The following is a 20,485-nucleotide window of genomic DNA, read 5'->3' as shown; positions in this document are numbered from 1 at the left end:
GGCGTATGCGAACGCTGTTGCATCTCGCGGTCGGGGCGATCGTCCGCCGAGGCGATGATGTGTTGATGGTCTGCCAGCAGGACGACGAAGAGGGCATTCCGCGGTGGCAGATTCCCGGCGGGGCCGTCGAGCCCGGCGAGTTTGCCGAGCAGGCCGTCGTCCGCGAACTACGAGAGGAGACCGGCCTCATCGCCACAGCTCCGGACCGGTTGGCGTGCACGATGCAGTACCCGATCCCGGATGGACCGTATGCGGGACTGTGGACGGCATTCCTGTTTGCGTTCGACGCGCTGGAGGGCACTCTTGCCCCGCGAGATCCCGATGGCGAGGTGACGGAGGCGGTGTGGGTGCCCCTGGCCGAGGCGGTGGATCGGCTGTCCCTGCTCAAGCATCCGCAGCTACGGGATCCAGAGATCCGGTGTCTCCTCGACGGGGACTCAGCGCCGACGTACTGGACATGGCCCAACGGCTTGGCGCAGGACCCTCTGGTCTTCCCGAAAGTCCCTGTGCTGGGTTGAGCAGACCTGGTCACAGCGGGTCGCCCTCCTCGTCCAAGCTCCGGAGCGGAGGTGGCTCGGCGGTGTCGAGAGCGGCGAGTTGGGCGGGGTCGCTGGTGGCCAGCATCGCTTCGGCGGGTGAGGCGACGACCTGGAAGGCGACCCGGTTGGCAGGGCCGGCGACCATGAGCGCCTCGCCCCGCTCCGCGGTGAGCAGGAACTGCCGTTCGCCGTCGGAGAGGTCGAATGCGTCACCGACGGCGTCGATCGCCTGCGGAGCCTGGCGGAGCAGGATCTGGCTGGCGGCGTTGGCGACGATCGCTTGGCCGAGGTCGGAGCCGAGCAGGTCGGCGGCGTCCTGGGTGATGACGGCGAGTCCAGCCCAGTGCTTGCGTGCTGCTTTGGCCATCCGGAACAGGAATCGGGCGCCTTCGGCTTCGCGCATGAGCAGCCACGCCTCGTCCACGACGACGAGGCGTCTGCGCCGATCGCGGGGGTTGGCGACCCTGCGCCAGATGGCGTCCAACGCGAGGAGAGTGCCGACCGCTTTCAGCTCCTCGGGCAGGTCGCGCAGCGAGAACACGATCAGGTGACCGGAGGGGTGGGTGGTGGTCGGCCCGTCGAACAGTCCCCGGTAGGAGCCGGTCACGTACGGCGCGAGTCTGCTCGCGAGCTCCTCACCCTGCAAGCTGGCGACGAGGTCGGCGAGGAGCGGCGCGGGTCGATGCCAGGTACGGCTGTCGCGGGTGATTCCTGCCTTGGTGTAGGTGCTGAGGATCGCCGGGTCGAGCACTGCGCGGGTCTGCGCGTCGAGGGGTTCACCGAGCATCGTCGTGATCAGCGTCTGCAGGAACAGCGCGCGGCGGGCGAGGACGTCATCCTCTGGGCCATGGCTTGCCGGAAGATCGAGGGGGTTCCAGCGCACGCCGCTCGCGCCGAGGCGAAGGTGGGTCCCGCCGACCGCGTAGGCGAGGCGCGCGTACTCGTCCTCGGGGTCGACGACCGCGAGTTCGACTCCGTGGTAGAGCAGCCGGAGGATCTCCAGCTTGGTGAAGAAGCTCTTGCCGGCTCCGCTGCGGGCGAGGACGACCGAGTTGTGGTTGTCCTGCGCGAAGCGGTCCCACAGCACCGCCCCGGAGCTGCTCGCGTTCACCCCGTACAGCACGGCCGTGTCGCTGGCAGTGCCCGCCAGGTCGGGTGAGGTGAACGGGAAGGCGGCGGCGAGCGCGGTGGTGTCGAAGCTGCGGCGCAGCCGGATCGCGTCGATGGCCAACGGCAGCGTTGTCACCCAGCCCTGCAGTGCGCGGAAGGTCGTCGGCTGCGCCTCAAGCAGGAGGGAGGCGGCGAGCGTGCGGACGCGTTCGACCTCGACCTCCAGCTCGTCCTCGTCGGCGGCGTGGACGGTGAGGTAGAGGCCGAGCCGGAAGAGGCGACCGTGTCCGCGCGCGAGGCTGGCGGCCAGGTCGGTGGCGTCGTCGGCGGCGGCTTCGGCTTCGAAGTCCTGCAGACGGCCGTGTTCGGCGTCGGCACGGCTGGTGGATTCCAGGCGGGCGAGCTGACGGCGCAGCCGCATCGCGGCCACCGCCTTCGGGATCGGCTCGATGTGCAGCGAGACGTCCAGCCGTCCGGGGTAGGTCACCAGCGGCTCCAGCCACCCTGCCCCGACCTCGCGCGGGTACCCGGTCACGGCGAATGACGCGGTAACCCCGTGAGGCAGGCCGAGGCTGCGGGCACCGATCCGCAGCGCGCCCGGGTGGGTGAATGTGCCGTGCCGAAGTTTCATCGTTCCTCCCTGCCGGTGATGGGCTCCGCGAAGGTTTCGCTGACGAGGTCGCCGCCGGGGTCGAGGCATTCGGCCAGCGCTTGGTGTGCGGCTTCGGCGTCGAGCACGTGTGCGGTGAGGCCGAGCGCTGCCAGGGATCTTCCGGCCTCAGCGGCCCGGCGGAGCACCACGGCCGCCCCCGCGTCCCGTACGGCTCTGCGTCGCCCCGTCGTGGGCGAGTTGTCGCGGATGACGATGAGCACCTGCCGCGTCAGCAGGTCGCGTGAGGCGTTGAGCTGTGCCAGGAAGGCGGCGTGTTCGCGCGCGGCCTCCTCCAATGCCGGATGCGGCAACGTCGCAGCGTGCCGTTCGACGGCGTCGATCTGGCCGCCAAGGTCGATGCGGCGGGCGCGGACGAGGATCTGCACTGGGGCGTCGAGGCTGTTGAGCCATCGCCCGAACGCTCCGACCAGCGCCGCCTGCTCGTCCGCCGTACGCAGGTGGAAGGAGAGCGTGGACGCCTCGACCAGTACGGCGATGCCGCCATCGGTCAGCTCCAGAACTCCGTCGGTGCGGACGGCACGAACGGGAAGCTTCAACGGCTCGGGCAGGCGTCCACGCACGCGGCACCAGCGCGGCGGCACGGGCACTCCCTCGGGGGCGGCGACCAGTTCCTTGGCCGAACGCCAATGGAGGAGCGCGGCAAGGCCGTACCGGTCCAGGGTGAGCCCGTCGCGGCGGCCGAGCGCGACCGCGATACCGACCGCAACGAGAGGCAGCAGCATGGCGGCGAGTACGACGATCGGCAGAAGCTTCCCTGCCGTCCAGTAGATGACGGCGGCGATTCCGCCGGTGAGGGTCAGGATCAGGAGCTGCCGTGCGGTGAGCCCGGAGACGACCTTGTCGGGCCGGTCCACATCTGCGGGTATCCGCGCGATCAGGGGTTCGCTATCGGTCATCGCCTACCTCCCTTGCGGTCGGGTGGAGGGTCCAGACGAAGCCGGAGCTGGACCGGGCGTGGGCGGCGGGTTGGCATACCGGGCAGCCGGTCCTGCACCCATGGCGGCTTGGGCCGGACCCAGGTCGTGGGCCGTGGGCGCGGTATGGGTGGGGCCTGCGGCCGCGGTACGCGCTGGACCGGGAACGGCAGGGCGAGCTGTGTCCCCTGTTTGCCCCGGTTCGCGGGGAGCGGGATCGGCAATGCGAGTTGCTGACCCGAGGGCGAAGCAGTTGAGGCCGGACTGCGGTTGGCCGGAGCCGCGCCGGAGGCGGAGGTGGGTTGCGTCGTTCCCCCTGCACCGCTGGGACTTGGACCGGTGGCCAGCGCGAGCCCATGCCTGGTTCGCCCACCCATGTGGCTCACACTTGTAGTGGCCTTTTGAGCCGACCCCAGCCGTGCGGCGGCCCCTGCACTCCGGGAGCCGCGGAACAGGCCACCGACGACGCCGAGTGTCTTGTAGAGAAGGAACGTACGGGCCAGGCGCATCACCAGGCGGGGCTGTGCCTGCTGCCAGATGGTGCGGGCCACCCAGCCGGGGATCCGGATCAGCACGTACAGCAGGCCGATCAGGATCAGCACGTCGGCGGCCTGCGCGACCGGCGAGTCGCCGCTGGTGAGAACGGCCTCGTGGGAGTGGGCCTCGGGCTGGGTGAGCTGCACTTTGAACGCCAAGATGAGCACCAGCGCTTGCAGGATCTGGATCGCCAGCACCCCGAAGAAGCAGCGCCACCACAGCCGGGCGATGCCTTCGGTCTGCGGCAGCGCGTGGAACAGCAGCGCGAGCGGCGCGGCAATCATCAGGAACAGCAGCAGGGTGATCCGGATGACGGCGATGAACGCGAGGATCGTGCCCATCAGCACCGCCGTACCGGCCATGAGGACGAGATAGATCACCGCGCCCGTCGAGTTGGTGACCAGGGCGAGGACCTTGCCCGCCAGCAGATCGCCGGCGCGCTGCGGGTTCACGCCGTCACCGAGCAGGCCCTCCACTAACGCGTTGACCAGCTCGATCGCCTGCTCGCAGACAAGTAGCGAGCCGTTGATGAGGATGGCCGCGACCACCAGGCGAGGGGCAACCTCTTTGACCGTGGTAGAGGTCTGCACGCTGCCGTACGACATGACGATCAGCCCGCCCGCGAGCACGAACAGCACCAGCAGGGCGTTCGCGACCAGGGCGACGTGACCGGCCAGCTCCTGGACGCGGGCGAGCATCGACGGCGGAGGAGACGACAGCAGGCTCTGCCCGACCAGCCGGAACGCCGGGTTGACCGCGTCCCGCACCAGGCTGGTGAACCAGCCGTTGACCGCCTCGTTCACCTTGCAGCCCATGTCCAGCCACCCACAGCCTGTGGACGGCGTTGTCCGACCGACCTGCGGTGATGGTGTGGGACGAGGAGCTGCGGCGGCGACCGGCGAAGTCGCAAGAACCAGCAGGCCGGCCGTGAGCACCGCCAGGAGGACGCCGACGCTGAGCGCGAGCCGCGGATCTCCGCGTCGGGCAGTAGGGGAACGACGACGAAGCATCGCTACGCCCCCACGATCCCTTTGAGGATGTTGACCAGAAGCGGCGCCAGGACGGCGATGCCGTACCCGAAGGCGGCGTAACGGAGCGTCTTCTTGGCGGCCTCGACCTCACCGGGGTCGCCTCCGGCCAGCATGTAGCGGACGCCCCCGATGGTCAGGAACAGCGTGGCCAGCCCGACGAGCAGGCCGATGATGACGTTGCGCAGGTTGTCGATCACCTGGTTCAGCGAGGACGGGGCGGCGAGCAGATCCGCGGCCCAGGCCGGCGACGTGCAGAGCACGATGGCGACAGCGATCAGCGCGAAGGTCCAGCAGCGGGTCCAGGTGATGCCCATCCGGCGGTGTCCCGAGCGCGATGGCGTGGGCATGAGAGCCTCCTCGATGACAGCTGGGTGCTGGTGCCAGAGGTCCGCACTCGACCGGTGGGGCCGCCGGGTTTCCTCCTTCGCGGGATGCGGGTGGCGGGTGCGGCTGGGGACCGGTGGACCGCCTGGCCTTCGCCGGCCGGTGCGGACCTCTGACACTCGGGAAATACGCCGGTCAGAAGGCCGGATCGGACATCGAGTCGTGAATCTTGGTGCTGACCCGGCCGTCGAGGATCGCGTCCCGCAGGCGGGCTTCGGCGCGGCTCCTGCGCTTGCGCAGCGCGTCATAGCCGAGGCCGAGCGCCTCCGCGACGTCGGTCAGGTTCACGTCTTCGAGGCGGGTGGTTCCGATCAGCTGGGCCTCGAACCTCGTGATGATCCCCTGCTCAACGGCGTCAGCGAGCAGCAGATCGGGGTGGCCACTGGGCGGTGCCGACATCGGCCGCAGGATCGTGTCCGGCGAGACCGGAACCACGTCGGCCCGGCGCGCTCGCTGCCCCGCCTTTCGCGCGATACGGCACAGCCGGAGCATGATGCGGGGCCGGTCCAGGTCGATGTCGTCGAGGGCGTGGACGAAGCCGATGACGACCTCGGCGGTGATGTCCGCCCTGTCGGTTGCCGAGGTTGCGCGGGACAGGGTGGAAATCACGTGCCGCAGGCCAGGCAGGGCCACCCCGACACAGCCGATCGTCCAGGCATCGCCGTACGTCCTGGCCTGGGTAATGAGCTCACGCCAGGCCGCATCGCGGGTGGTGCGGTCGGCCGAGGGGTGTAGCAGGATCGCGCGGAGTTCGGTGAGCGGGATGAGCCGGGCGGGCAGACCGTTCCCGATTGCCTTGCCGTCGATGGCGAGCGGAGCGGGGCCCTCGCAGAGCTGCCGGAGAGTCCGCTCGACGGTGTCGAGCAGGCTCGGGTCCCAGGTGATCGTCCGCGCGGTGGCCGGGTGCGCTTCTGGCCGGTCGTACGAGATTCGTGGCATGTGAACCCCCGTTGACGTGCCCGAATGGATCAGGACACGTCCAGCCACTCATCTGGTTTGGGAAGAATTCGGAGCCAGTTTGGGACCAGCGCTTCGAGGGCGGCATCCGAAGGCTGTCCCGGATGTGTACCGAATCGCGCTGACCTGCGAGAACAACTTCCGATCACCCAAATCGAAGGAAATCGGACCGGTATCCCAAAACTTGCATTGACCTGCAGAGATACCTCCCTCCGAATGGATGATCAACGAGTAGGTAAAGTCTCGAGGCGACTTAGATCACAACGGAGCCCGAGCGCTCAAATCGGAGAAAAGTGCAGATGTCGACAAAATGCCCTAAAAAGGGCATATTAGGACAATTGCCAATCCGCCCATTTTGCCAAAATTACACCGAAATATGACATAGACGACCATAGCGGGGCATATTGTCCACAAGTTGCCAATGCAAGAAACATCCCGAATATCCTCGGGTACCACCTCAGTAGATGGAGAGCTGTGATGTCGGAGGTCAGCCCACTCAGGCCCGGTGATCCCTCCACTCTGGGCGACTACGTCCTCACGGGACGACTCGGCGAGGGCGGCCAGGGCACCGTCTATCTAGCTAAAGGAGGAGACGGGCAGCAAGTTGCAGTTAAGTTGCTACATGCCCGGTTCGCGACCGACGTCCCGACGCGCGACAGATTCATGAGGGAGGCTGCGGCAGCAAAGCGCGTCGCCCGTTTTTGCACTGCGGCAGTCATTGAGATCGGAATAGAGAACGTTGGAGATCGCCCTTATATCGTAAGTGAGTACGTCACAGGGACCTCGTTGCATGAGGACGTATCTCGGAACGGGCCTCGAAATGGGGCCGACCTGGAGCGGCTAGCCATAAACACCGCAATTGCACTTGCGGCTATCCATGGCGCTGGAATTGTGCATCGCGACTTCAAGCCATCCAATGTCCTTCTTGGTGCAGACGGTGCAAGGGTGATCGATTTTGGGGTCGCTAGAGCACTAGATGCATCGGCCCCAATAACAAGCCACGCAATTGGGACTCCTGCCTACATGGCTCCCGAGCAGTTCTCCGATGCCCCTCTTGGCACCGCCGTCGACATGTTCGCTTGGGCCGCAACTATGGTATTCGCCGCAACGGGACGTCCCGCATTCAGCGGCAACAGCATTCCCGCAATCATAAATCGAATTTTGACCGGCACCCCCAATCTCGGAACGCCAGAACAGCTAGGCGAACCTCTTCGGTCTCTCGTAACATCAGCGTTCGCCAAGAATCCCGAGGACCGCCCATCCGCCAAGCAGGTTCTCAATACCTTGGCCAATCTCGCTGATCCATCTATCGGGCAAACCAATGAGCTTCCTCTTGAAGAGGAAGCTGGGGGGGAATCGGAGGACCGAACACTCAGCGGTGAAACTGAGCCCTCAGCATTTGGCACGCACACGTCTTCCAGTGACCATCGCGACCGAAGCAGATCACCTCGGAATCTTCTCCTGAGCATAGGATTGATCGCTGCAATCCTCGTCGCCGCTTTCGTCATAGTAAACAAAGAGCGAATTAGCGATACCATACAAAGCCTTTATGCATCACCTCCCCAAAGCGGGGATACTGGAGCAACTCCGAACAAGCAGCCAGACTCGCCAAAAAGCCCGATGAGCGTTACTCCACTCAAAACACTAAAGACACCACATCTATTCGCCATAGCACCTTCTGCTATTCCCCGGAAATCCATTACGAAGATAGAGCACCTTAGAGGGGTTTTGAATTTAGAAGTAGTAGATGCTGCCAGCGTCGAACTGGATGGCACGCAGACGCAGACACTTGGCGTCGATCCGTCCACATTTCGCTCTTACACACCCAGGACGACCGCAAAGTCTGACGCGCTATGGGAAAATCTCGCGAATGGCGAGCTCCTAGTTTCTTTTACCTTTAGCGGTAAGACCGGGATTGCTCCTGGTGAAACGGTAGCAGGGAGTGGGCGCAATTTGCGCATAGGAGCTTCTGCTCCAATAAGCCTCGGCTCAATCGATGCGCTGGTATCTCGGGAAACCGCACGCACTCTCGGTATCCCTAGGGGCAACGCACTAGTCATCAGCGCACCTGACGCTAACATCAACGAACTACGCAACGCCCTGCTCAAGGTTCTTCCTTCTGGTAGTCAGGTGGCGACACTTACCCCAATGCAACCATGATCTACTAACCTGTCGGAATGCAAAACCTGCTGATCGGTTGTCCGATCTGGTGAGCGGCATGAGGTATTCCCTGGTGTAGCTGGGGATCGGTGACCGCCTCGGGTCACCACGCAATGACGAAACCGTCCACCTCTGGTCGGCAGCTCCTGCCGCTGTCGGTCTGGCTCTGCGCCGACGAGCAGCCCGAACACGAACAGGCCACCGTCAGGTGTCCGCGCCGTAACACGCTGGTCGGCATCGAGCTCGCCCGCCACCTCATCTCCACATGCACCGAGCCCGGCGAGCTGATCGTTGAGACACACCCGATCAACGCGGCCACGCTCGCCTGCGCCGTACTGCAGGCGAGGAAAGCGATCGCCCTTGTACCCAAGGTCGCGCACGCCCAGGCCATCCGCGCCCAGCTTCAAGAGATCTTTTCTGCCAAAGAGCTGGCCGACATATACCTGCGGCCATGGTCGCCTCAGCAGATGGACGCCGCACTGGCCAAGCAGGCTGGAACAGCCCGGTTGGTCATCTACGCACCGCCATGCCACTCCGTACAGCAGTGCCCCGCCTGTCCAAGTAGCGGAGATTCCGCGGACGAACGGCCCGCCGTGATGCGGGGCGCATGGCAGGTCCTCGGCGACGGCGGGCACCTCGCCATCGTCACCGCTCCCCGCCGAGAGGGCGAACGGCTGCGCGATCAGGCGCCTGTTCTGATCCGAGCCGCCCGCGCCGCCGGGTTCGCCTACACCCAGCACGTCATCGCGCTGCGGGTTCCCGTACGCGAGGGCGAGCTGGTCGTCCAGGCCACCCCCGAAGGCCTCGGCCACCTCTACGACGTCCGCGCACCCGCACCCCCCGTGACGGTCGGCGTACACGCCGACGTCCTGCTGTTCACGAAGATCGAAAACAAGGGAGGCGCGCGATGACGATGCCCTCGGTGTGGGCCACGGGCAACCTGACCTCTCGCGCTCAGCGGATGGGCCGCTACCTGCCGGCGTCGATGGACCACCCGGCAAAGATGCTGCCCGCGATCGCGTCCCAGGTCATCGCTACCTACACCCAGCCCGGCGACCTGGTCCTCGACCCCATGTGCGGCATCGGGACCACCCTCGTGGAGGCCATCCACCTCGGGCGGGAGGCGGTAGGCGTGGAGTACGAGGCCCGCTGGGCGAACCTCGCCGTCGCGAACCTGCTGCACGCCCACCGCCAGGGTGCGACCGGCACCAGCCGCGTGATCGTCGGAGACTCGCGCCGTATCCGGGTCCTTCTCGGAGGCAGCGCGGGCCGTGTGGCGCTGGTGCTGACCTCACCCCCGTACGGCTCCTCCACCCACGGGCATATCCGCTCCACCCGGGACTCCGGCGAGCCGGGGATCAAGAAGTGGAACCACCGCTACAGCCACGACCCGGGCAATCTCGCCCACCGTGATCTGGTCAGACTGATGGAGGGGTTCGGTGAGATCCTCACCGGCTGCCGGCATCTACTGCGTCCCGGCGGGATCGTGGCGATCACTATCCGGCCGATCCGCGTACGAGGCGAGTTGATCGACCTGCCCGGCCAAGTGCTCGACATCGCCGAGCACGCCGGGCTCATTCTGATCGACCGGATCGCGGCCCTGCTGTGCGGGGTTCGCGATGACCGGATCGTGTCTCGTGCGTCGTTCTTCCAGCTCCAGGAGGCACGCCGGGCCCAGGCCCGCGGTATCCCCGTCCACGCCATCGCCCACGAGGACCTGCTCATCTTCACCACCCCGACCGGCGACACCGCGACGGATGGTGATGCGCGATGACCACCGCTCTCAGCGCGCCGATCAGGGGGAACCCCGCCGCCCGCGCCAGCGGATTTTCCCTGGTGGTCCAGCGGATTTCACTTGACCACCGGCATGGAGCCGAGCGTCGATCAACCACCCCGGCAGGGTCCGCCCGCGCCACCGACTTTCGGGTGTCGGCATGAGGCACGGGATGTCCCTGACGGAGCTGGCCAAGCTCCCGGCTGTGATCGACCTGGTCACCGCCGGGCGAGCCCTCGGACTGGGACGCACCAAGACCTATCAACTGGCCAAGACCGGCCAGTTTCCCTGCCGGATCATCCGCATCGGCAAGACCTACCTGGTGCCCACCGCCGACCTGCTCGCCCTGCTCGGCCTCCAGCAGACCGACGGATCGGACAAGAAGGCGGGCACCGATGGCGACCGGTAAGACCTACAAGCAGTGCGGCTGCCGCGACGAATCCGGCCGACGACTGGGCCAGAAGTGCTCCAAGCTCCGCCGCACCGGCGGAGCCTGGAGCGCCATCCATGGGACCTGGCACTACCAGCTGGAGCTACCACTGAACCTGGACGGAAAGCGACGTAGTCCGCTACGACGCGGCGGCTTCGACAGCCAAGGCACGGCCCAACAAGAGATGGATCACGCCCGGAAACTCCTGGCTCTCGCCGACCCTGACGACATCCACACCCTGAACCAGATCACCGAAGCCATCCTGACCAGCCTGAAGGAGACGCATCAGCTACCGGATGCCGACGGGCTTCGCCGCCAGGTCCGCAGCGGCCGCGACCTCACCCGGCGTCTCACCGTGGGCGACTGGCTGGACGAATGGCTGACCAGCCGGATCGGACTCCGGAAGAACACCTACCGCAGCTACCAGAGCCACATCCGGCTCTACTACCTTCCCCACATCGGCAGGATCCGTCTTGATCGCCTCCAGGTCTCCGATGTGGCAAGCGTCTTCGACGCCATCGACGAGCTCAACGACACCATCGAACAGGCCCGAAGGACCGGCGACACGGCCACCCGAGCCTTGGTCAAGGGACGCCGACCGGTGGGAGCAGCCTCCAAACAGCGGATCCGCGCCACGCTGCGGGCCGCGCTCAACGCCGCGATCAAGCAGCGGCTCATCGACATCAACGTCGCCGCCCTCGTGGAACTCCCGTCCGGAAAGCGGCCAAAGGCACTGATCTGGACACCCGAGCGTGTACGAGCCTGGCGCGCCGACTACGTGCAACGGTTCGCCACCGAGCATCAGCGGCCGTACGGCAAGCGTCCGCTCGACGTCTACATCTCCACGCCCCGTCCCTCGGCCGTCATGGTGTGGACGCCGGAGCAGACGGGAGCTTTCCTCTCCGCCGCCCGCACCCACGACCTATACGCCCTCTATCACCTGATCGCCCTCAGAGGGCTGCGACGCGGTGAAGCATGCGGACTCCGGTGGAGCGACGTCGACCTCAAAGCCGGGATCGTCACCGTGCGCTGGCAGATCACTCAGCTCGGTTGGGCCACGGATCAAGGACAGCCGAAATCGGAAGCAGGCGAACGCCACGTCGCCCTCGACAGCGAGACCATCAAGGTCCTCCGCGCCCACCGGAAAGAGCAGCGGCGGAAGCGTCTTGCGCTGGGAGGCGACTGGGTGGAGAACGACTTCGTGTTCACCCAGGGCAACGGCGCGACGCTCCACCCTGCCCACGTGACCGACCAGTTCGAGCGACTCGCCCACCAGGCCGACCTACCACCCGTACGGCTGCACGACCTGCGCCACGGGGCCGCGACCCTCATCCTCGCCGCCGGGCACGACCTCAAGGTCGTTCAGGAGACCCTCGGCCTGTCCTCCATCACCATCGCCGCCGACACCTACACCTCGGTCCTCCCCGACCTCGCCCGCCAGGCCGCCGAAGACGCGGCAGCCTTGATTCCCCTCCGCCGGTGACGCGGCGAACGTCAGCAGCCTGAGCCCCTTCGTATGACGACGAGGATCTTCCCAATTCCCGCAAGGAACAACGGTTCAGCCTGATTCGGCTTTCTCACGGGACACGCGTATGAGTCGAAATACGCAAGGGTTTCTCCTCCCACCCCTTCGTCCAAGAAGCATGACCATCTGGACAGTATCCGGATTACCAGGACTATCGGATGGTCGTTTCATGGCCAAGATCTGCGGTTCCACGGAGACGCGCACCGGAAGGCCTTGCAGGCGTCGTAGAAGATCTCCCTGCGGCGACCATCGGGGCCGCGCGCCCTCGTATGGCGGACGTAGGAGTCGAAGATCTACCAGTCATGCCGCTGCGCCGCCGTTCAGCACCGCCGAAGAGACCGTCATCGCAACCGTCGCAGCTACATGCACGGACGGCTGGGCGGCGGTAGTGGCCAAGCAGGGGGTCGCCGTGCTCGGTGAGAACCTCTGGGGCCAGGTGGAGTCCAGCCAGAACTCAGGCTGTCTCCCGTTAGCACAAGCAGCGCGCCGTCTCCTCGATGCGAAGGATCATGCACACGAATTCGTAGCCGACATTCTCGTCGGCCAGTCGCCCACAGATCGGGCCGGGCGTGCCCTCGTCGACATCCTTCGAGAGCACGCCAAGAAGATCCCGATCCCGGGCGAGGAAATCGTGGAGTCGTCTGCCCACGCGCTCCGCATCATGGGCATCTGCATCTGCATCCTCGCTGCGAATCTGAGCAGCTGCTACTGCCTTGCCGACCTTGCAGAGGCCGCCGGGAAGGGAAGGATCGAAGAGGCCCTTGCCGCAGGCCTGAACGAGTGGACAGAGAAAGCCTCCACACCATCCAAACATTGATCCTTTGTCCCACTCGAATGTGGATCATCATTGCTCTGTCGCGGGCGGGGCCACCACGCCCGCCACCGGACACGGCCGCCGATGCCCCCGTCCTGCACCTGCCCTGCCCCGGACAAACGTCCTCGGGCGATACGTGGCCCTAACAGGGAACCCGCGAATGGCGTATGGATCATGACGGAAACAAGATCACGACAGACGAGCAGCCATCGAGCAACCATCATGATCACAGCGAGGCACGGGCCGTCGTCAGGATGGTTCCCAAATGAAGAAAGCCCAGGTCATTGATACCGACCTGGGCTTCTTGCAAGTGCGCCGCCAGGGACTCGAACCCCGGACCCGCTGATTAAGAGTCAGCTGCTCTAACCAACTGAGCTAGCGGCGCCTGACACCCATAAGAGTAGCGAAGATTTGAGGTACTTCGTCCATGCGCGTGAAGGCGCACGCGCCCCGAAAGCCCGGCTCTCGTCGCGTACGCGGCGTCGATCAAGGGAGGCGGTCAGGGCCAGGTCACCCCCGCCGAGGGCGTGACCGGGGCGATGACGCCCAACCGTTCGAGCAGCGTCACGAAGGTCGAGGCGTACGGCGAGGGCGCGGCGACGGCGGCCACCCTGCTCCAGTCGACCTGCTCGCGCATCGCCCGGACCATGGGGAGCATCGCCCCGTAGTCGCAACTGTGCTCCGACATCGGCATGATCCACGAGATGACGAGGTCGGTCGCCTCCAGGACCTTCAGGTTGAGCGCGGCGACATTGATCAGATCGGCGCGGGCGATCATCTCGTCGGTGACCGGCCGGTTGGCCAGCGAGAAGATGAGGTCCACCAGAACGCCGCTCTCGTCGTACGCCTTGACGAGCCAGTCCTCCGGCGGCTTGACCGTGCGGAACCCGAGATCCTCCAGGGTCTTGAGCGCGAGCCCGACGTCCTCCTCGACGAGCGCGAAGTCGACGTCGTGCAGCGAGGGAGCGGCCCCTCGCGCGTAGCCGGCGCAGCCACCGGCCAGAGCGAAGCGCACCCCCGCGTCGCGCAGGCCCGCGCCCGCGCGCTTGAGGGTGTCCAGGATGGCGTCGGTGACGGCGTGCGTGTGACTGCCCACTTGGCTCGTCTGCCCCTCCGAATTCGACGCAAACAATCCGGGGTAGGCGGCTTCGATGGCAAACCGCAAGGAACGCCCCTCTGCGCCCCCTTTACAAAGTATGTCGGATTTGACGGCCGCGGTCACCGGTCCGGCCCCGACGGCGGCGCGGTGTCATGCGCGTTGAGGCGGTAGACCGCGTACGCCATGCCGATCACCGGCACGGCGACGTTGCGCACCTGGATGCCGCCGGGGGTGAGCCCCTTCTCCGTGCCGAGGTGCGCGTGACCGTGGATGATCAGATCGGCGCCCTCCTCGTCGGCCGCCTCCGCGAGCAGGTAACTCCCGAGGAACGGATAGATCTCCGTGGGCTCGCCCATGAGGGTGTCTTTGACGGGCGAGTAGTGGCTCAGCACGACCCGGTGGTCGCTGTCCAGGCCGCTCAGCGCGTTCCGCCAGCGGTCGGCGATGTGCCGGGTGTGCCGGACGAACGCCTTGGTCTCCGGCTCGCCGAACTCGCTCGCGCACTTGCCGGCGAACCCGCCGCCGAACCCCTTGCCGCCTACCACGCCCAGCGTCGCGCCGTTCATCGAGAGAATCGTCGCCTCGTCGTCGAGCACGATCACTCCGGCGTCCCGCAGGATCGCGGTGATCGCCTGCTCCGAGTCCGAGTGGTAGTCGTGGTTGCCGAGCACGGCGATCACGGGGATCGGCAGGTCGCGCAGTTCGTCGGCGACCACCCGGCCCTCGGCGACGGTCCCGTGCCTGGTCAGATCACCACCCACCAGGAGGACGTCGGCCCGATCCTCGATGCCGTGGAGCTTGGGCCGCAAGCGCCCGCGCAGGTCCTCCCCCATGTGAATGTCCGCCACGGCAGCGACTCTCGTCTGTGTCACAGAAGCTCCTCCTCTCCCGGCTCACGGACCTCCACCAGCGTGATCTCGTTGTGCACGGAAAGGCCCGGAGCGGCTTCACGGGCGACGTCCTCGATCAGGAGACGGCGCTCCGGCGCGCTGACCCGGCCCCGGAGAAAGATCTTGTCTCCTCGCACGTCGACCCTGATCCCCAGCTCGACGGTCCGCTCGTCCTCCGCCAGCGCCCGCTGCACCCGGGCCGCGACATAGTGCGGCGCGTCCATGGACTCCCCCTCAGATCAGCCTCTCCAGCGCCTGCCCGCCCAATCAGGGATAAAACGGGTCGTCGCGCGGCCGGCCGAGGTCGGCCCCCTCCGTCATCTCGGCGCCGTCATGTCAGCGCCATCCCAGCAGGTCCCGGGCCTGTCCCACCGCCTCCTCCACGGTCACGTCGCCCACCCACGACACGCGGTGCTCGCACGGCTCGCCGTACGGGTCGGTCCCGTCGGCGCCGCAGACGGGGCAGGCGGTGGTCCACGAGATCAGCGGCCGGTGGTGGCTGCGGGAGAGCGGCCCCGCGTTGACGAGGTTCACGCACAGGAAGACGCCGACGGTGGGCGTGCCGGTGGCGGCGGCCAGGTGCCGCGGCCCCGTGTCGTTGGCGATCAGCAGGTCGCAGGCGGCGTAGAGCGCGGCGAGTCCGCCGATCGACAACTCGCCGACCACGGGCACGGCGGGGCCGCGCATCGCGCGCACGACCCGCTCCACGATCTCGCGTTCCGGCTCGGTGCCGGTCACGACGACGGGACGGCCGAGCCGGTCGGCCACGGCGGCGAAGCGCTCGGGAGGCCATCGGCGGCGCGCGTCGTTCGCGCCGGGATGGACGGCGACCACGCCGCGCGGCAGCGAGCCGACCACTCTGCTCAGCTCGGCCCAGTCGGCCCGGGTGACCACCACCCGGGGCTCCAGGGAGCAGCCGCTGTGCGCGCCGACCAGCCGGGCCACCTCCAGATAGCGCAGCGTCTCGTGCTGGTAGGGGACGTACGGCACCCAGCGGTCGAGCGGCGCGGCGTCCGGCGTACGCAGCCCCGCGGTAACGCGGGCGCCGAGCCGCCGCAGGAACGGATTGGAGTTGCGGCCTCCGCCGTGCATCTGGAGCGCGAGGTCGAAGCGACCGCGCAGCGCGTCGTAGAGGCGGCCGATCCGCGGTGTTTCCGTACTGGCCTGGTCGGACGGCGCGGAAACACCGCGGATCGGCGGCAGCGCGACGACGTCGTCCACCGGTCCCGGTCGGCCGCGCAGGAAGCGGGCATGCCACTCGCGGGCGAGCAGCGTCAGCCGCGCCGCCGGATAGGCCCGCTTCACCGCCTCCAGGGCGGGCAGCGCGAGCAGGAAGTCACCGAGAGCGTTGGCCCGGAGCACGGCGATCTGTTCGACGCCTTCGACGAGGAGGTTCCTCATGGCGCCACGCGATCGCGGGACCCGACGCCGGCCGCGCTTGTTACCGGTAGAGGCTGGGACACCTGGGCGCGGCTACCCGGAGCGCGTGCCGGCAAACCCGCTACAACGACGCGATAGTCGACCGGATCCGAGGGTAGGTGGGCCGCATGTCCGAGGAACCCCGTAGCTATCCGCAGGAACCCCGCATCACGCCCGAACAGGAGTCCGAGAAGGGGATCGCCCGCGTGCCCGCGACGCCACGTGACGTCATCCACATCCTGCTCGGCGCTCTCCTCCTGGCGGTGTGCTTCGGCGTCGCCCTCACCGGCGCGCTGACCCGGGTGTGGTGGGTGCTCGCCGCGGCGGGCGTCGTCGCCGCCATCGTGATCGCCGACATCTTCTTCGCCCTGCGCCGCCAGCGCCGGCTCGGCGTGGGCCCGCGGTCGAGAGGGTGACCGGCTGTGCCCGGGGTCGGGCACGGCCGGGTGGGAGCCCGGGCGGAGTGCTCCGTTCGGGCTCCCGCGTGCCCCGGCCGGCACGTTCAGCGTCCCCGCGCCCTCGCGGTCGCGCGGCGGTTGGCCTTCTGGATCGCGCCGACCAGCTCATCCTTGGACATCTTGGACCGGCCCCTGACCTCCAGGCGGGCGGCGGTCTCGTAGAGGTGGTGCTTGGAAGCGGAGGCGTTCACTCCCTCGGCGGTCTTGCCACGCTTGGGCGTGCTCTTGCGCGCCTGCGCGTCCGACGGCCCCCGCTTCTCCTTCTTCTCCCAGTGGTCACCCACCTTCTCGAAGGAGTGCTTCAGCGCGGAGTACGCGGTCCGGTGCGCCCGCTCCCCCTCGCCGTACGTCTCGACGGCGGAGTCATGGGCCTTGATCCACGTCTTCTGCGCCTCCTTGGGCGAGCGCTCCAGGGTGGACGGGAGTTCCTCGCGGCCTGGCATGCGTGCGGCTCCCCTTTCTCGGACTCTCGCGGATCGCCTTCCTACGAATCAGCCCTATCCACCCGACGGCTCCCAAACATCGGCCGCGAGGCGGAGGGAGGATCCCCGTGACGGACATCCCGATCGTCGTGACCGGCCTCATGGGAGCCGGGAAGACCACGGTCGCCCGGCTGATGGCCGACGCGCTCGACCGGCCGCTGCGCGACAACGACGAGGAGCTGCTGGAGCGGTACGGCACGACGGCGGCGGACATCGCGACCGATCTCGGGGCGGCGGAGCTGCACGCCCGTGAGGCGTCCCTGCTGCGGGAGGCGCTCGCCGGGGACCCGTTCGTGGTGATCGCGGCGGCGGCGAGCGCCGTCGAGGACCCGGCGTCGAGACGGGCGCTGGGCCGGGCCTTCGTGGTGTTCCTGGACGCTCCGCCCGCGGTCCTCGCGGAGCGGACGCTCTCGGGGACGCACCGGCCGCGTTTCGCCCCCGATACGGCGGAGATGCTGGCCGAGCAGCGGGAACGGCGGCTGGCCTACTTCAGCGAGGTGGCCGACCTGACCGCGGACAGCTCGCGGCAGGCGCCGGAGGAGATCGCGGCGCGGGCGCTGGCCCGGTTCGCGAACGCGAAGCGATCCGGCCGAGCCGGACAGTCCGAGTAGTCCGGGTAGTCCGAACGGCCCGAGTAGTCCGGGTAGTCCGGATGGCCCGCGCCCCGTCGGGCGCCGCCGACGACGAACCACACCGTCTTGCCATAGCGGCCCGGCCGTACGCCCCACTCGTCGGTGAGCGCGCCGACGATGAGCAGCCCCCGGCCGTCGGTCGCGCCGGGACCGGAAAGCCGGGCCCGGGGCACGCCCTCCCCCGGATCGAAGATCTCGCCGCGGATCCCGGCGCCGTCGCCGGCCAGGCGGAGGGTGAACGCGGCCCCGCCGTGCCGTACGACGTTGGCGGCCAGCTCGCCGACGACGAGCACGCAGTCGTCGACCAGCGCCTCCGCGCCCCACGAGGGGAGCTCTCGGCGGACGAGCGCGCGGGCGGCGGCCACGCCGGCGCCCGTCGCGGGCAGCAGGCACTCCGCCGCGCGCGTCGACGCCTCCGGCGGCTCCTTCGCGAAGGGAAGAACCACTTGCGCCTCCTTAGTTGCGGGAGCGCTCCCACAATCACGATACGGCGGCCTCCCCGCGCCGTGAATCGACAACCACGTGATCGCCGCGGGTGGATCACCACACGAAAGGCCGGGAATGCCGCGCCGGATCGGGCACATCGGCTGTTTCCGCTGATCGGAGCGTCGAGAACGCCGACCGCCGACGCGGCGAACACCGGACCACCGCCTCTCGATGACGGCGTCGCCGCCTGAATTTAGCTGAAACACCACGACCGAATTAATTGACGAACGAAAGGAAACGACGGCCGTCGGCCGTTCCAGCGACCGTCGACACGGCCGTCGGGGAACAGCCCGCGCAGGGCCACGACGGCGGCGCCGCGCTCCCAACCCTCCGGCCGCAGCGGACGCAGGACGAGCCGGCACCGGGACGCCCCTCCGTATGCCCCGCCGTACGCCCGGGCGGCCAGCGCCTCCCTGACCTGGTGCTCCAGCAAGTCGCAGACGACCGCCTCCTCCCCGGCCACCACGATCCAGGGCCGACCAGGTTGGACGACGGAGGCCAGGGCGAGCCCGACGGCCCGGCCCGTCCGCACGAACGGCGACGCGCCGACGCCCTCCCCGAACCAGTGCTCGGCCACGGTCGGCGCCCTGACCCCGTTCTCCAGCGTGACGTCGAGGCCGATGGCGTCGGCGAGAAGCGCTTCGGGCACCGGCTCGGCGTCCCCGGAATCAGAGACTCCGGGGCGGCGGGTACAGGGCGGCGGGGTGCGGGCGCTCGCCAACCTCACTCGGACGTAAATGCATAAACCCGAATTGAGGGGAAGTAGCGGACATAGAATGGAAGGTGTTCGTCTCATCCCCGGAGGGGGTGCGCAACATGTCGCACATGTCGCACAGCACGGACATCGGGCAGCATCCTGACATCATGCAGATGCGCGCCCGGTACGAGGAAGCGGCCGCGAATCCCACGGCCCAGCTGACGGACGGGCTCACGCTGCTCGCCGGGATATACCTGGCGGTGTCGCCGTGGATCGTCGGCTTCAGGACCCACCCCAACATCACGGTCAACAACCTGATCACGGGGATCCTGGTCGCGCTCCTGGCGCTGGGCTACAGCTCGGCCTACGGCCGGACCTATGGCCTGGCCTGGGTCGCCCCTGTCATCGGGGTGTGGACGATCATCGCTCCGTGGGTGATCAGCGGCCCGAACAACACTCTCGGAATCATCATCAGCAACGTCGTGGTGGGTGCGATCATCCTGCTGCTGGGGCTCGCGAACATGTCGACCGGCATGACCGCCGCCAAGCGGCGCACGCCGCCGCGGTTCGGCAGCGAGACCACCCACACCCGCTGACGGATGAGGCCCGCGGGCGCTCGCCCGTACTGCCCGCCCGGAAAACCCATCGGTCGTCCGACGACCACCGGCCGGGAAACGCGGGCACGGGGAGCGCCCCGGCGCCGGGACAGCGGTGAGATCCGGCGGGCCGGCGGGTAGGTCGTGTCGCATGACCACCACCGACCCGCTGCGGGATCTCGACCCGTTCGACATCTTCGACGCCGAGGCCGCCCGGCTGGACCGCTTCTTCTCTTCGCTCGACGACGAGGGATGGCGCAGACCGTCCCGGTGCGCGGGCTGGTCCGTACGGGACGTCCTCGGCCATCTCGCCGGGGAGGAGCTGTACAACCACGCCTGCCTGGACGGGGACCTCGACGGGCTCTTCGCGATGCTGGAACGCGAAGGCGTCGGCGGGGGCTACAACGGCTTCAACGAGTGGACTGTGGAGCAGCGTCGTGACCGGCCGGTCGCGGACGTGCTGGCGGAGTGGCGCGGTAAGAACGCCGAGACGCGCGAGCGGATGCGGGCGCTCGGCCGCGACGCGACGCTGACCACGGGCGCGGGGCCGTACCCCGTGGGCCTGCAGACCTTCCACTACGACTCCGAGTACGCCACACACGGCGACGACGTGGGCGCCCCGGTCTCCGACGAGGAGGCCGGGGCGCGCACGCTGTGGCGGGTCCGGTTCGGGCTCTTCGTGCTCGACGAGCAGGGGTCCGGGGCGCGGGCCGAGCTCTCCGACGGCCACGTGGACGTCCGGGTGGGCGAGGCCGCCGCGCGCCTGCCGTACGCGGAGTTCGTCGACGCGACGGTCGGCCGGCTACCCGCCGGGCATCCGCTGGACCCCGAGATCGTCTCCGCTCTGCGCTGCCTCGCGTAGTACGCGGACGGCCCGG

At 67.9% G+C, this 20,485-nt stretch carries 22 protein-coding genes, 1 tRNA gene and 1 pseudogene; 11 read left to right on the top strand and 13 right to left on the bottom strand.

Annotation, left to right across the window (positions count from 1 at the left end; translation table 11 throughout):
* Nucleotides 1-5 precede the first annotated feature (5 nt).
* Nucleotides 6-518 (top strand): NUDIX hydrolase, encoded by a 513-nt coding sequence (locus tag AWQ71_RS34315; RefSeq protein WP_067141625.1) that lies wholly within the window; start codon nucleotides 6-8, stop codon nucleotides 516-518.
* Between the two features lie 10 nt (nucleotides 519-528).
* Here AWQ71_RS34315 and AWQ71_RS34310 read toward each other — a convergent pair whose 3' ends face one another.
* The 5 genes from AWQ71_RS34310 to AWQ71_RS34290 form a co-directional block, all read right to left on the bottom strand.
* Nucleotides 529-2,280, bottom strand: a complete 1,752-nt coding sequence (locus AWQ71_RS34310; RefSeq protein WP_218002081.1) for a VirB4 family type IV secretion system protein — start codon at nucleotides 2,278-2,280, stop codon at nucleotides 529-531.
* Entirely contained in the window at nucleotides 2,277-3,218 is a 942-nt protein-coding gene (locus tag AWQ71_RS34305; RefSeq protein ID WP_067141622.1) for a PrgI family protein, read from the bottom strand. Before AWQ71_RS34305 ends, AWQ71_RS34310 begins: the two co-directional genes overlap by 4 nt.
* Nucleotides 3,215-4,588 (bottom strand): TrbL/VirB6 family protein, encoded by a 1,374-nt coding sequence (locus tag AWQ71_RS34300; RefSeq protein WP_067141618.1) that lies wholly within the window; start codon nucleotides 4,586-4,588, stop codon nucleotides 3,215-3,217. Before AWQ71_RS34300 ends, AWQ71_RS34305 begins: the two co-directional genes overlap by 4 nt.
* A gap of 197 nt (nucleotides 4,589-4,785) precedes the next feature.
* Entirely contained in the window at nucleotides 4,786-5,151 is a 366-nt protein-coding gene (locus tag AWQ71_RS34295) for a pilin (RefSeq protein WP_245658759.1), read from the bottom strand.
* A gap of 172 nt (nucleotides 5,152-5,323) precedes the next feature.
* Nucleotides 5,324-6,127, bottom strand: coding sequence for a sigma-70 RNA polymerase sigma factor region 4 domain-containing protein (locus AWQ71_RS34290; protein ID WP_084259611.1), 804 nt, complete (start codon nucleotides 6,125-6,127; stop codon nucleotides 5,324-5,326).
* 495 nt (nucleotides 6,128-6,622) lie between these two features.
* On the opposite strand from AWQ71_RS34290, the gene AWQ71_RS40950 reads away from it, so the two are divergent.
* The 6 genes from AWQ71_RS40950 (at nucleotide 6,623) to AWQ71_RS42210 (ending at nucleotide 12,851) form a co-directional block, all read left to right on the top strand.
* Nucleotides 6,623-8,305 carry a serine/threonine-protein kinase gene (locus tag AWQ71_RS40950; RefSeq protein ID WP_084259619.1) on the top strand — a complete coding sequence of 561 codons (1,683 nt, stop codon included), beginning with the start codon at nucleotides 6,623-6,625 and terminating at the stop codon, nucleotides 8,303-8,305.
* A gap of 113 nt (nucleotides 8,306-8,418) precedes the next feature.
* Nucleotides 8,419-9,216 (top strand): hypothetical protein, encoded by a 798-nt coding sequence (locus tag AWQ71_RS42885; protein ID WP_067141613.1) that lies wholly within the window; start codon nucleotides 8,419-8,421, stop codon nucleotides 9,214-9,216.
* A complete protein-coding gene (locus AWQ71_RS34280; protein WP_067141610.1) occupies nucleotides 9,213-10,079 on the top strand; it encodes a TRM11 family SAM-dependent methyltransferase in 867 nt (288 codons plus the stop codon). Before AWQ71_RS42885 ends, AWQ71_RS34280 begins: the two co-directional genes overlap by 4 nt.
* Nucleotides 10,080-10,251: 172 nt before the next feature.
* On the top strand, nucleotides 10,252-10,488 hold the full coding sequence (locus tag AWQ71_RS34275; RefSeq protein WP_067141607.1) for a helix-turn-helix domain-containing protein: 237 nt from the start codon (nucleotides 10,252-10,254) through the stop codon (nucleotides 10,486-10,488).
* Nucleotides 10,475-11,992: a tyrosine-type recombinase/integrase gene (locus AWQ71_RS34270; RefSeq protein ID WP_067141604.1), complete on the top strand. Its 1,518-nt coding sequence runs from the start codon at nucleotides 10,475-10,477 to the stop codon at nucleotides 11,990-11,992. Before AWQ71_RS34275 ends, AWQ71_RS34270 begins: the two co-directional genes overlap by 14 nt.
* A 430-nt stretch (nucleotides 11,993-12,422) precedes the next feature.
* The gene (locus tag AWQ71_RS42210) at nucleotides 12,423-12,851 is read left to right on the top strand and encodes a hypothetical protein (RefSeq protein WP_157570746.1); all 429 of its coding nucleotides are present in this window, start codon (nucleotides 12,423-12,425) and stop codon (nucleotides 12,849-12,851) included.
* A gap of 308 nt (nucleotides 12,852-13,159) precedes the next feature.
* Here AWQ71_RS42210 and AWQ71_RS34260 read toward each other — a convergent pair.
* From AWQ71_RS34260 to AWQ71_RS34240, 5 genes are all read right to left on the bottom strand, one after another.
* Nucleotides 13,160-13,233: transfer RNA gene (locus AWQ71_RS34260), tRNA-Lys, on the bottom strand.
* A gap of 114 nt (nucleotides 13,234-13,347) precedes the next feature.
* A complete protein-coding gene (locus AWQ71_RS34255) occupies nucleotides 13,348-13,944 on the bottom strand; it encodes a nucleotidyltransferase family protein (protein WP_067141598.1) in 597 nt (198 codons plus the stop codon).
* 122 nt (nucleotides 13,945-14,066) lie between these two features.
* Nucleotides 14,067-14,819 carry a metallophosphoesterase family protein gene (locus tag AWQ71_RS34250; RefSeq protein ID WP_084259609.1) on the bottom strand — a complete coding sequence of 251 codons (753 nt, stop codon included), beginning with the start codon at nucleotides 14,817-14,819 and terminating at the stop codon, nucleotides 14,067-14,069.
* The gene (locus AWQ71_RS34245) at nucleotides 14,816-15,061 is read right to left on the bottom strand and encodes a BON domain-containing protein (protein WP_067141592.1); all 246 of its coding nucleotides are present in this window, start codon (nucleotides 15,059-15,061) and stop codon (nucleotides 14,816-14,818) included. Before AWQ71_RS34245 ends, AWQ71_RS34250 begins: the two co-directional genes overlap by 4 nt.
* 112 nt (nucleotides 15,062-15,173) lie before the next feature.
* A complete protein-coding gene (locus AWQ71_RS34240; protein ID WP_067141591.1) occupies nucleotides 15,174-16,238 on the bottom strand; it encodes a glycosyltransferase family 9 protein in 1,065 nt (354 codons plus the stop codon).
* Nucleotides 16,239-16,384: 146 nt separating this feature from the next.
* On the opposite strand from AWQ71_RS34240, the gene AWQ71_RS34235 reads away from it, so the two are divergent.
* Nucleotides 16,385-16,672 (top strand): hypothetical protein, encoded by a 288-nt coding sequence (locus tag AWQ71_RS34235; protein WP_157570745.1) that lies wholly within the window; start codon nucleotides 16,385-16,387, stop codon nucleotides 16,670-16,672.
* 86 nt (nucleotides 16,673-16,758) lie between these two features.
* Here the strand turns inward: AWQ71_RS34235 and AWQ71_RS34230 are convergent, their stop codons facing one another.
* Entirely contained in the window at nucleotides 16,759-17,157 is a 399-nt protein-coding gene (locus AWQ71_RS34230) for a ChaB family protein (protein WP_067141589.1), read from the bottom strand.
* Nucleotides 17,158-17,264: 107 nt separating this feature from the next.
* Here AWQ71_RS34230 and AWQ71_RS44085 point away from each other — a divergent pair, with 107 nt between their 5' ends.
* On the top strand, nucleotides 17,265-17,807 hold the full coding sequence (locus AWQ71_RS44085; protein ID WP_245658757.1) for a shikimate kinase: 543 nt from the start codon (nucleotides 17,265-17,267) through the stop codon (nucleotides 17,805-17,807).
* Nucleotides 17,808-17,890: 83 nt separating this feature from the next.
* Here AWQ71_RS44085 and AWQ71_RS44080 read toward each other — a convergent pair.
* Both AWQ71_RS44080 and AWQ71_RS34220 read right to left on the bottom strand, forming a co-directional pair.
* A pseudogene (locus AWQ71_RS44080) lies at nucleotides 17,891-18,412 on the bottom strand (ATP-binding protein); the annotation flags it as partial.
* 95 nt (nucleotides 18,413-18,507) lie between these two features.
* Nucleotides 18,508-18,963 carry an ROK family protein gene (locus AWQ71_RS34220; RefSeq protein ID WP_067141588.1) on the bottom strand — a complete coding sequence of 152 codons (456 nt, stop codon included), beginning with the start codon at nucleotides 18,961-18,963 and terminating at the stop codon, nucleotides 18,508-18,510.
* Nucleotides 18,964-19,139: 176 nt separating this feature from the next.
* Between AWQ71_RS34220 and AWQ71_RS34215 the strand changes: the two genes are divergently transcribed.
* Both AWQ71_RS34215 and AWQ71_RS34210 read left to right on the top strand, forming a co-directional pair.
* Nucleotides 19,140-19,607, top strand: a complete 468-nt coding sequence (locus AWQ71_RS34215) for an SPW repeat protein (RefSeq protein WP_067141705.1) — start codon at nucleotides 19,140-19,142, stop codon at nucleotides 19,605-19,607.
* 151 nt (nucleotides 19,608-19,758) lie between these two features.
* A complete protein-coding gene (locus AWQ71_RS34210; protein ID WP_067141586.1) occupies nucleotides 19,759-20,469 on the top strand; it encodes a maleylpyruvate isomerase family mycothiol-dependent enzyme in 711 nt (236 codons plus the stop codon).
* Nucleotides 20,470-20,485: the final 16 nt, after the last annotated feature.

This window comes from Microtetraspora malaysiensis (assembly GCF_001528665.1).
Taxonomy (GTDB): Bacteria; Actinomycetota; Actinomycetes; order Streptosporangiales; family Streptosporangiaceae; genus Microtetraspora_A; species Microtetraspora_A malaysiensis.
This window is presented reverse-complemented; position numbering and strand designations above follow the sequence as displayed.

Bases quoted from the DNA above. Each gene is read 5' to 3' on its own strand.
- AWQ71_RS34295 (WP_245658759.1), bottom strand. From the start codon at position 5,151: ATGCCCACGCCATCGCGCTCGGGACACCGCCGGATGGGCATCACCTGG.
- AWQ71_RS34275 (WP_067141607.1), top strand. From the start codon at position 10,252: ATGTCCCTGACGGAGCTGGCCAAGCTCCCGGCTGTGATCGACCTGGTC.
- AWQ71_RS34315 (WP_067141625.1), top strand. From the start codon at position 6: ATGCGAACGCTGTTGCATCTCGCGGTCGGGGCGATCGTCCGCCGAGGC.
- AWQ71_RS34300 (WP_067141618.1), bottom strand. From the start codon at position 4,588: ATGGGCTGCAAGGTGAACGAGGCGGTCAACGGCTGGTTCACCAGCCTG.
- AWQ71_RS34215 (WP_067141705.1), top strand. From the start codon at position 19,140: ATGTCGCACAGCACGGACATCGGGCAGCATCCTGACATCATGCAGATG.
- AWQ71_RS34210 (WP_067141586.1), top strand. From the start codon at position 19,759: ATGACCACCACCGACCCGCTGCGGGATCTCGACCCGTTCGACATCTTC.
- AWQ71_RS34240 (WP_067141591.1), bottom strand. From the start codon at position 16,238: ATGAGGAACCTCCTCGTCGAAGGCGTCGAACAGATCGCCGTGCTCCGG.
- AWQ71_RS34270 (WP_067141604.1), top strand. From the start codon at position 10,475: ATGGCGACCGGTAAGACCTACAAGCAGTGCGGCTGCCGCGACGAATCC.
- AWQ71_RS34280 (WP_067141610.1), top strand. From the start codon at position 9,213: ATGACGATGCCCTCGGTGTGGGCCACGGGCAACCTGACCTCTCGCGCT.
- AWQ71_RS34235 (WP_157570745.1), top strand. From the start codon at position 16,385: ATGTCCGAGGAACCCCGTAGCTATCCGCAGGAACCCCGCATCACGCCC.
- AWQ71_RS34310 (WP_218002081.1), bottom strand. From the start codon at position 2,280: ATGAAACTTCGGCACGGCACATTCACCCACCCGGGCGCGCTGCGGATC.
- AWQ71_RS34230 (WP_067141589.1), bottom strand. From the start codon at position 17,157: ATGCCAGGCCGCGAGGAACTCCCGTCCACCCTGGAGCGCTCGCCCAAG.
- AWQ71_RS42885 (WP_067141613.1), top strand. From the start codon at position 8,419: ATGACGAAACCGTCCACCTCTGGTCGGCAGCTCCTGCCGCTGTCGGTC.
- AWQ71_RS34290 (WP_084259611.1), bottom strand. From the start codon at position 6,127: ATGCCACGAATCTCGTACGACCGGCCAGAAGCGCACCCGGCCACCGCG.
- AWQ71_RS34245 (WP_067141592.1), bottom strand. From the start codon at position 15,061: ATGGACGCGCCGCACTATGTCGCGGCCCGGGTGCAGCGGGCGCTGGCG.
- AWQ71_RS34305 (WP_067141622.1), bottom strand. From the start codon at position 3,218: ATGACCGATAGCGAACCCCTGATCGCGCGGATACCCGCAGATGTGGAC.
- AWQ71_RS40950 (WP_084259619.1), top strand. From the start codon at position 6,623: ATGTCGGAGGTCAGCCCACTCAGGCCCGGTGATCCCTCCACTCTGGGC.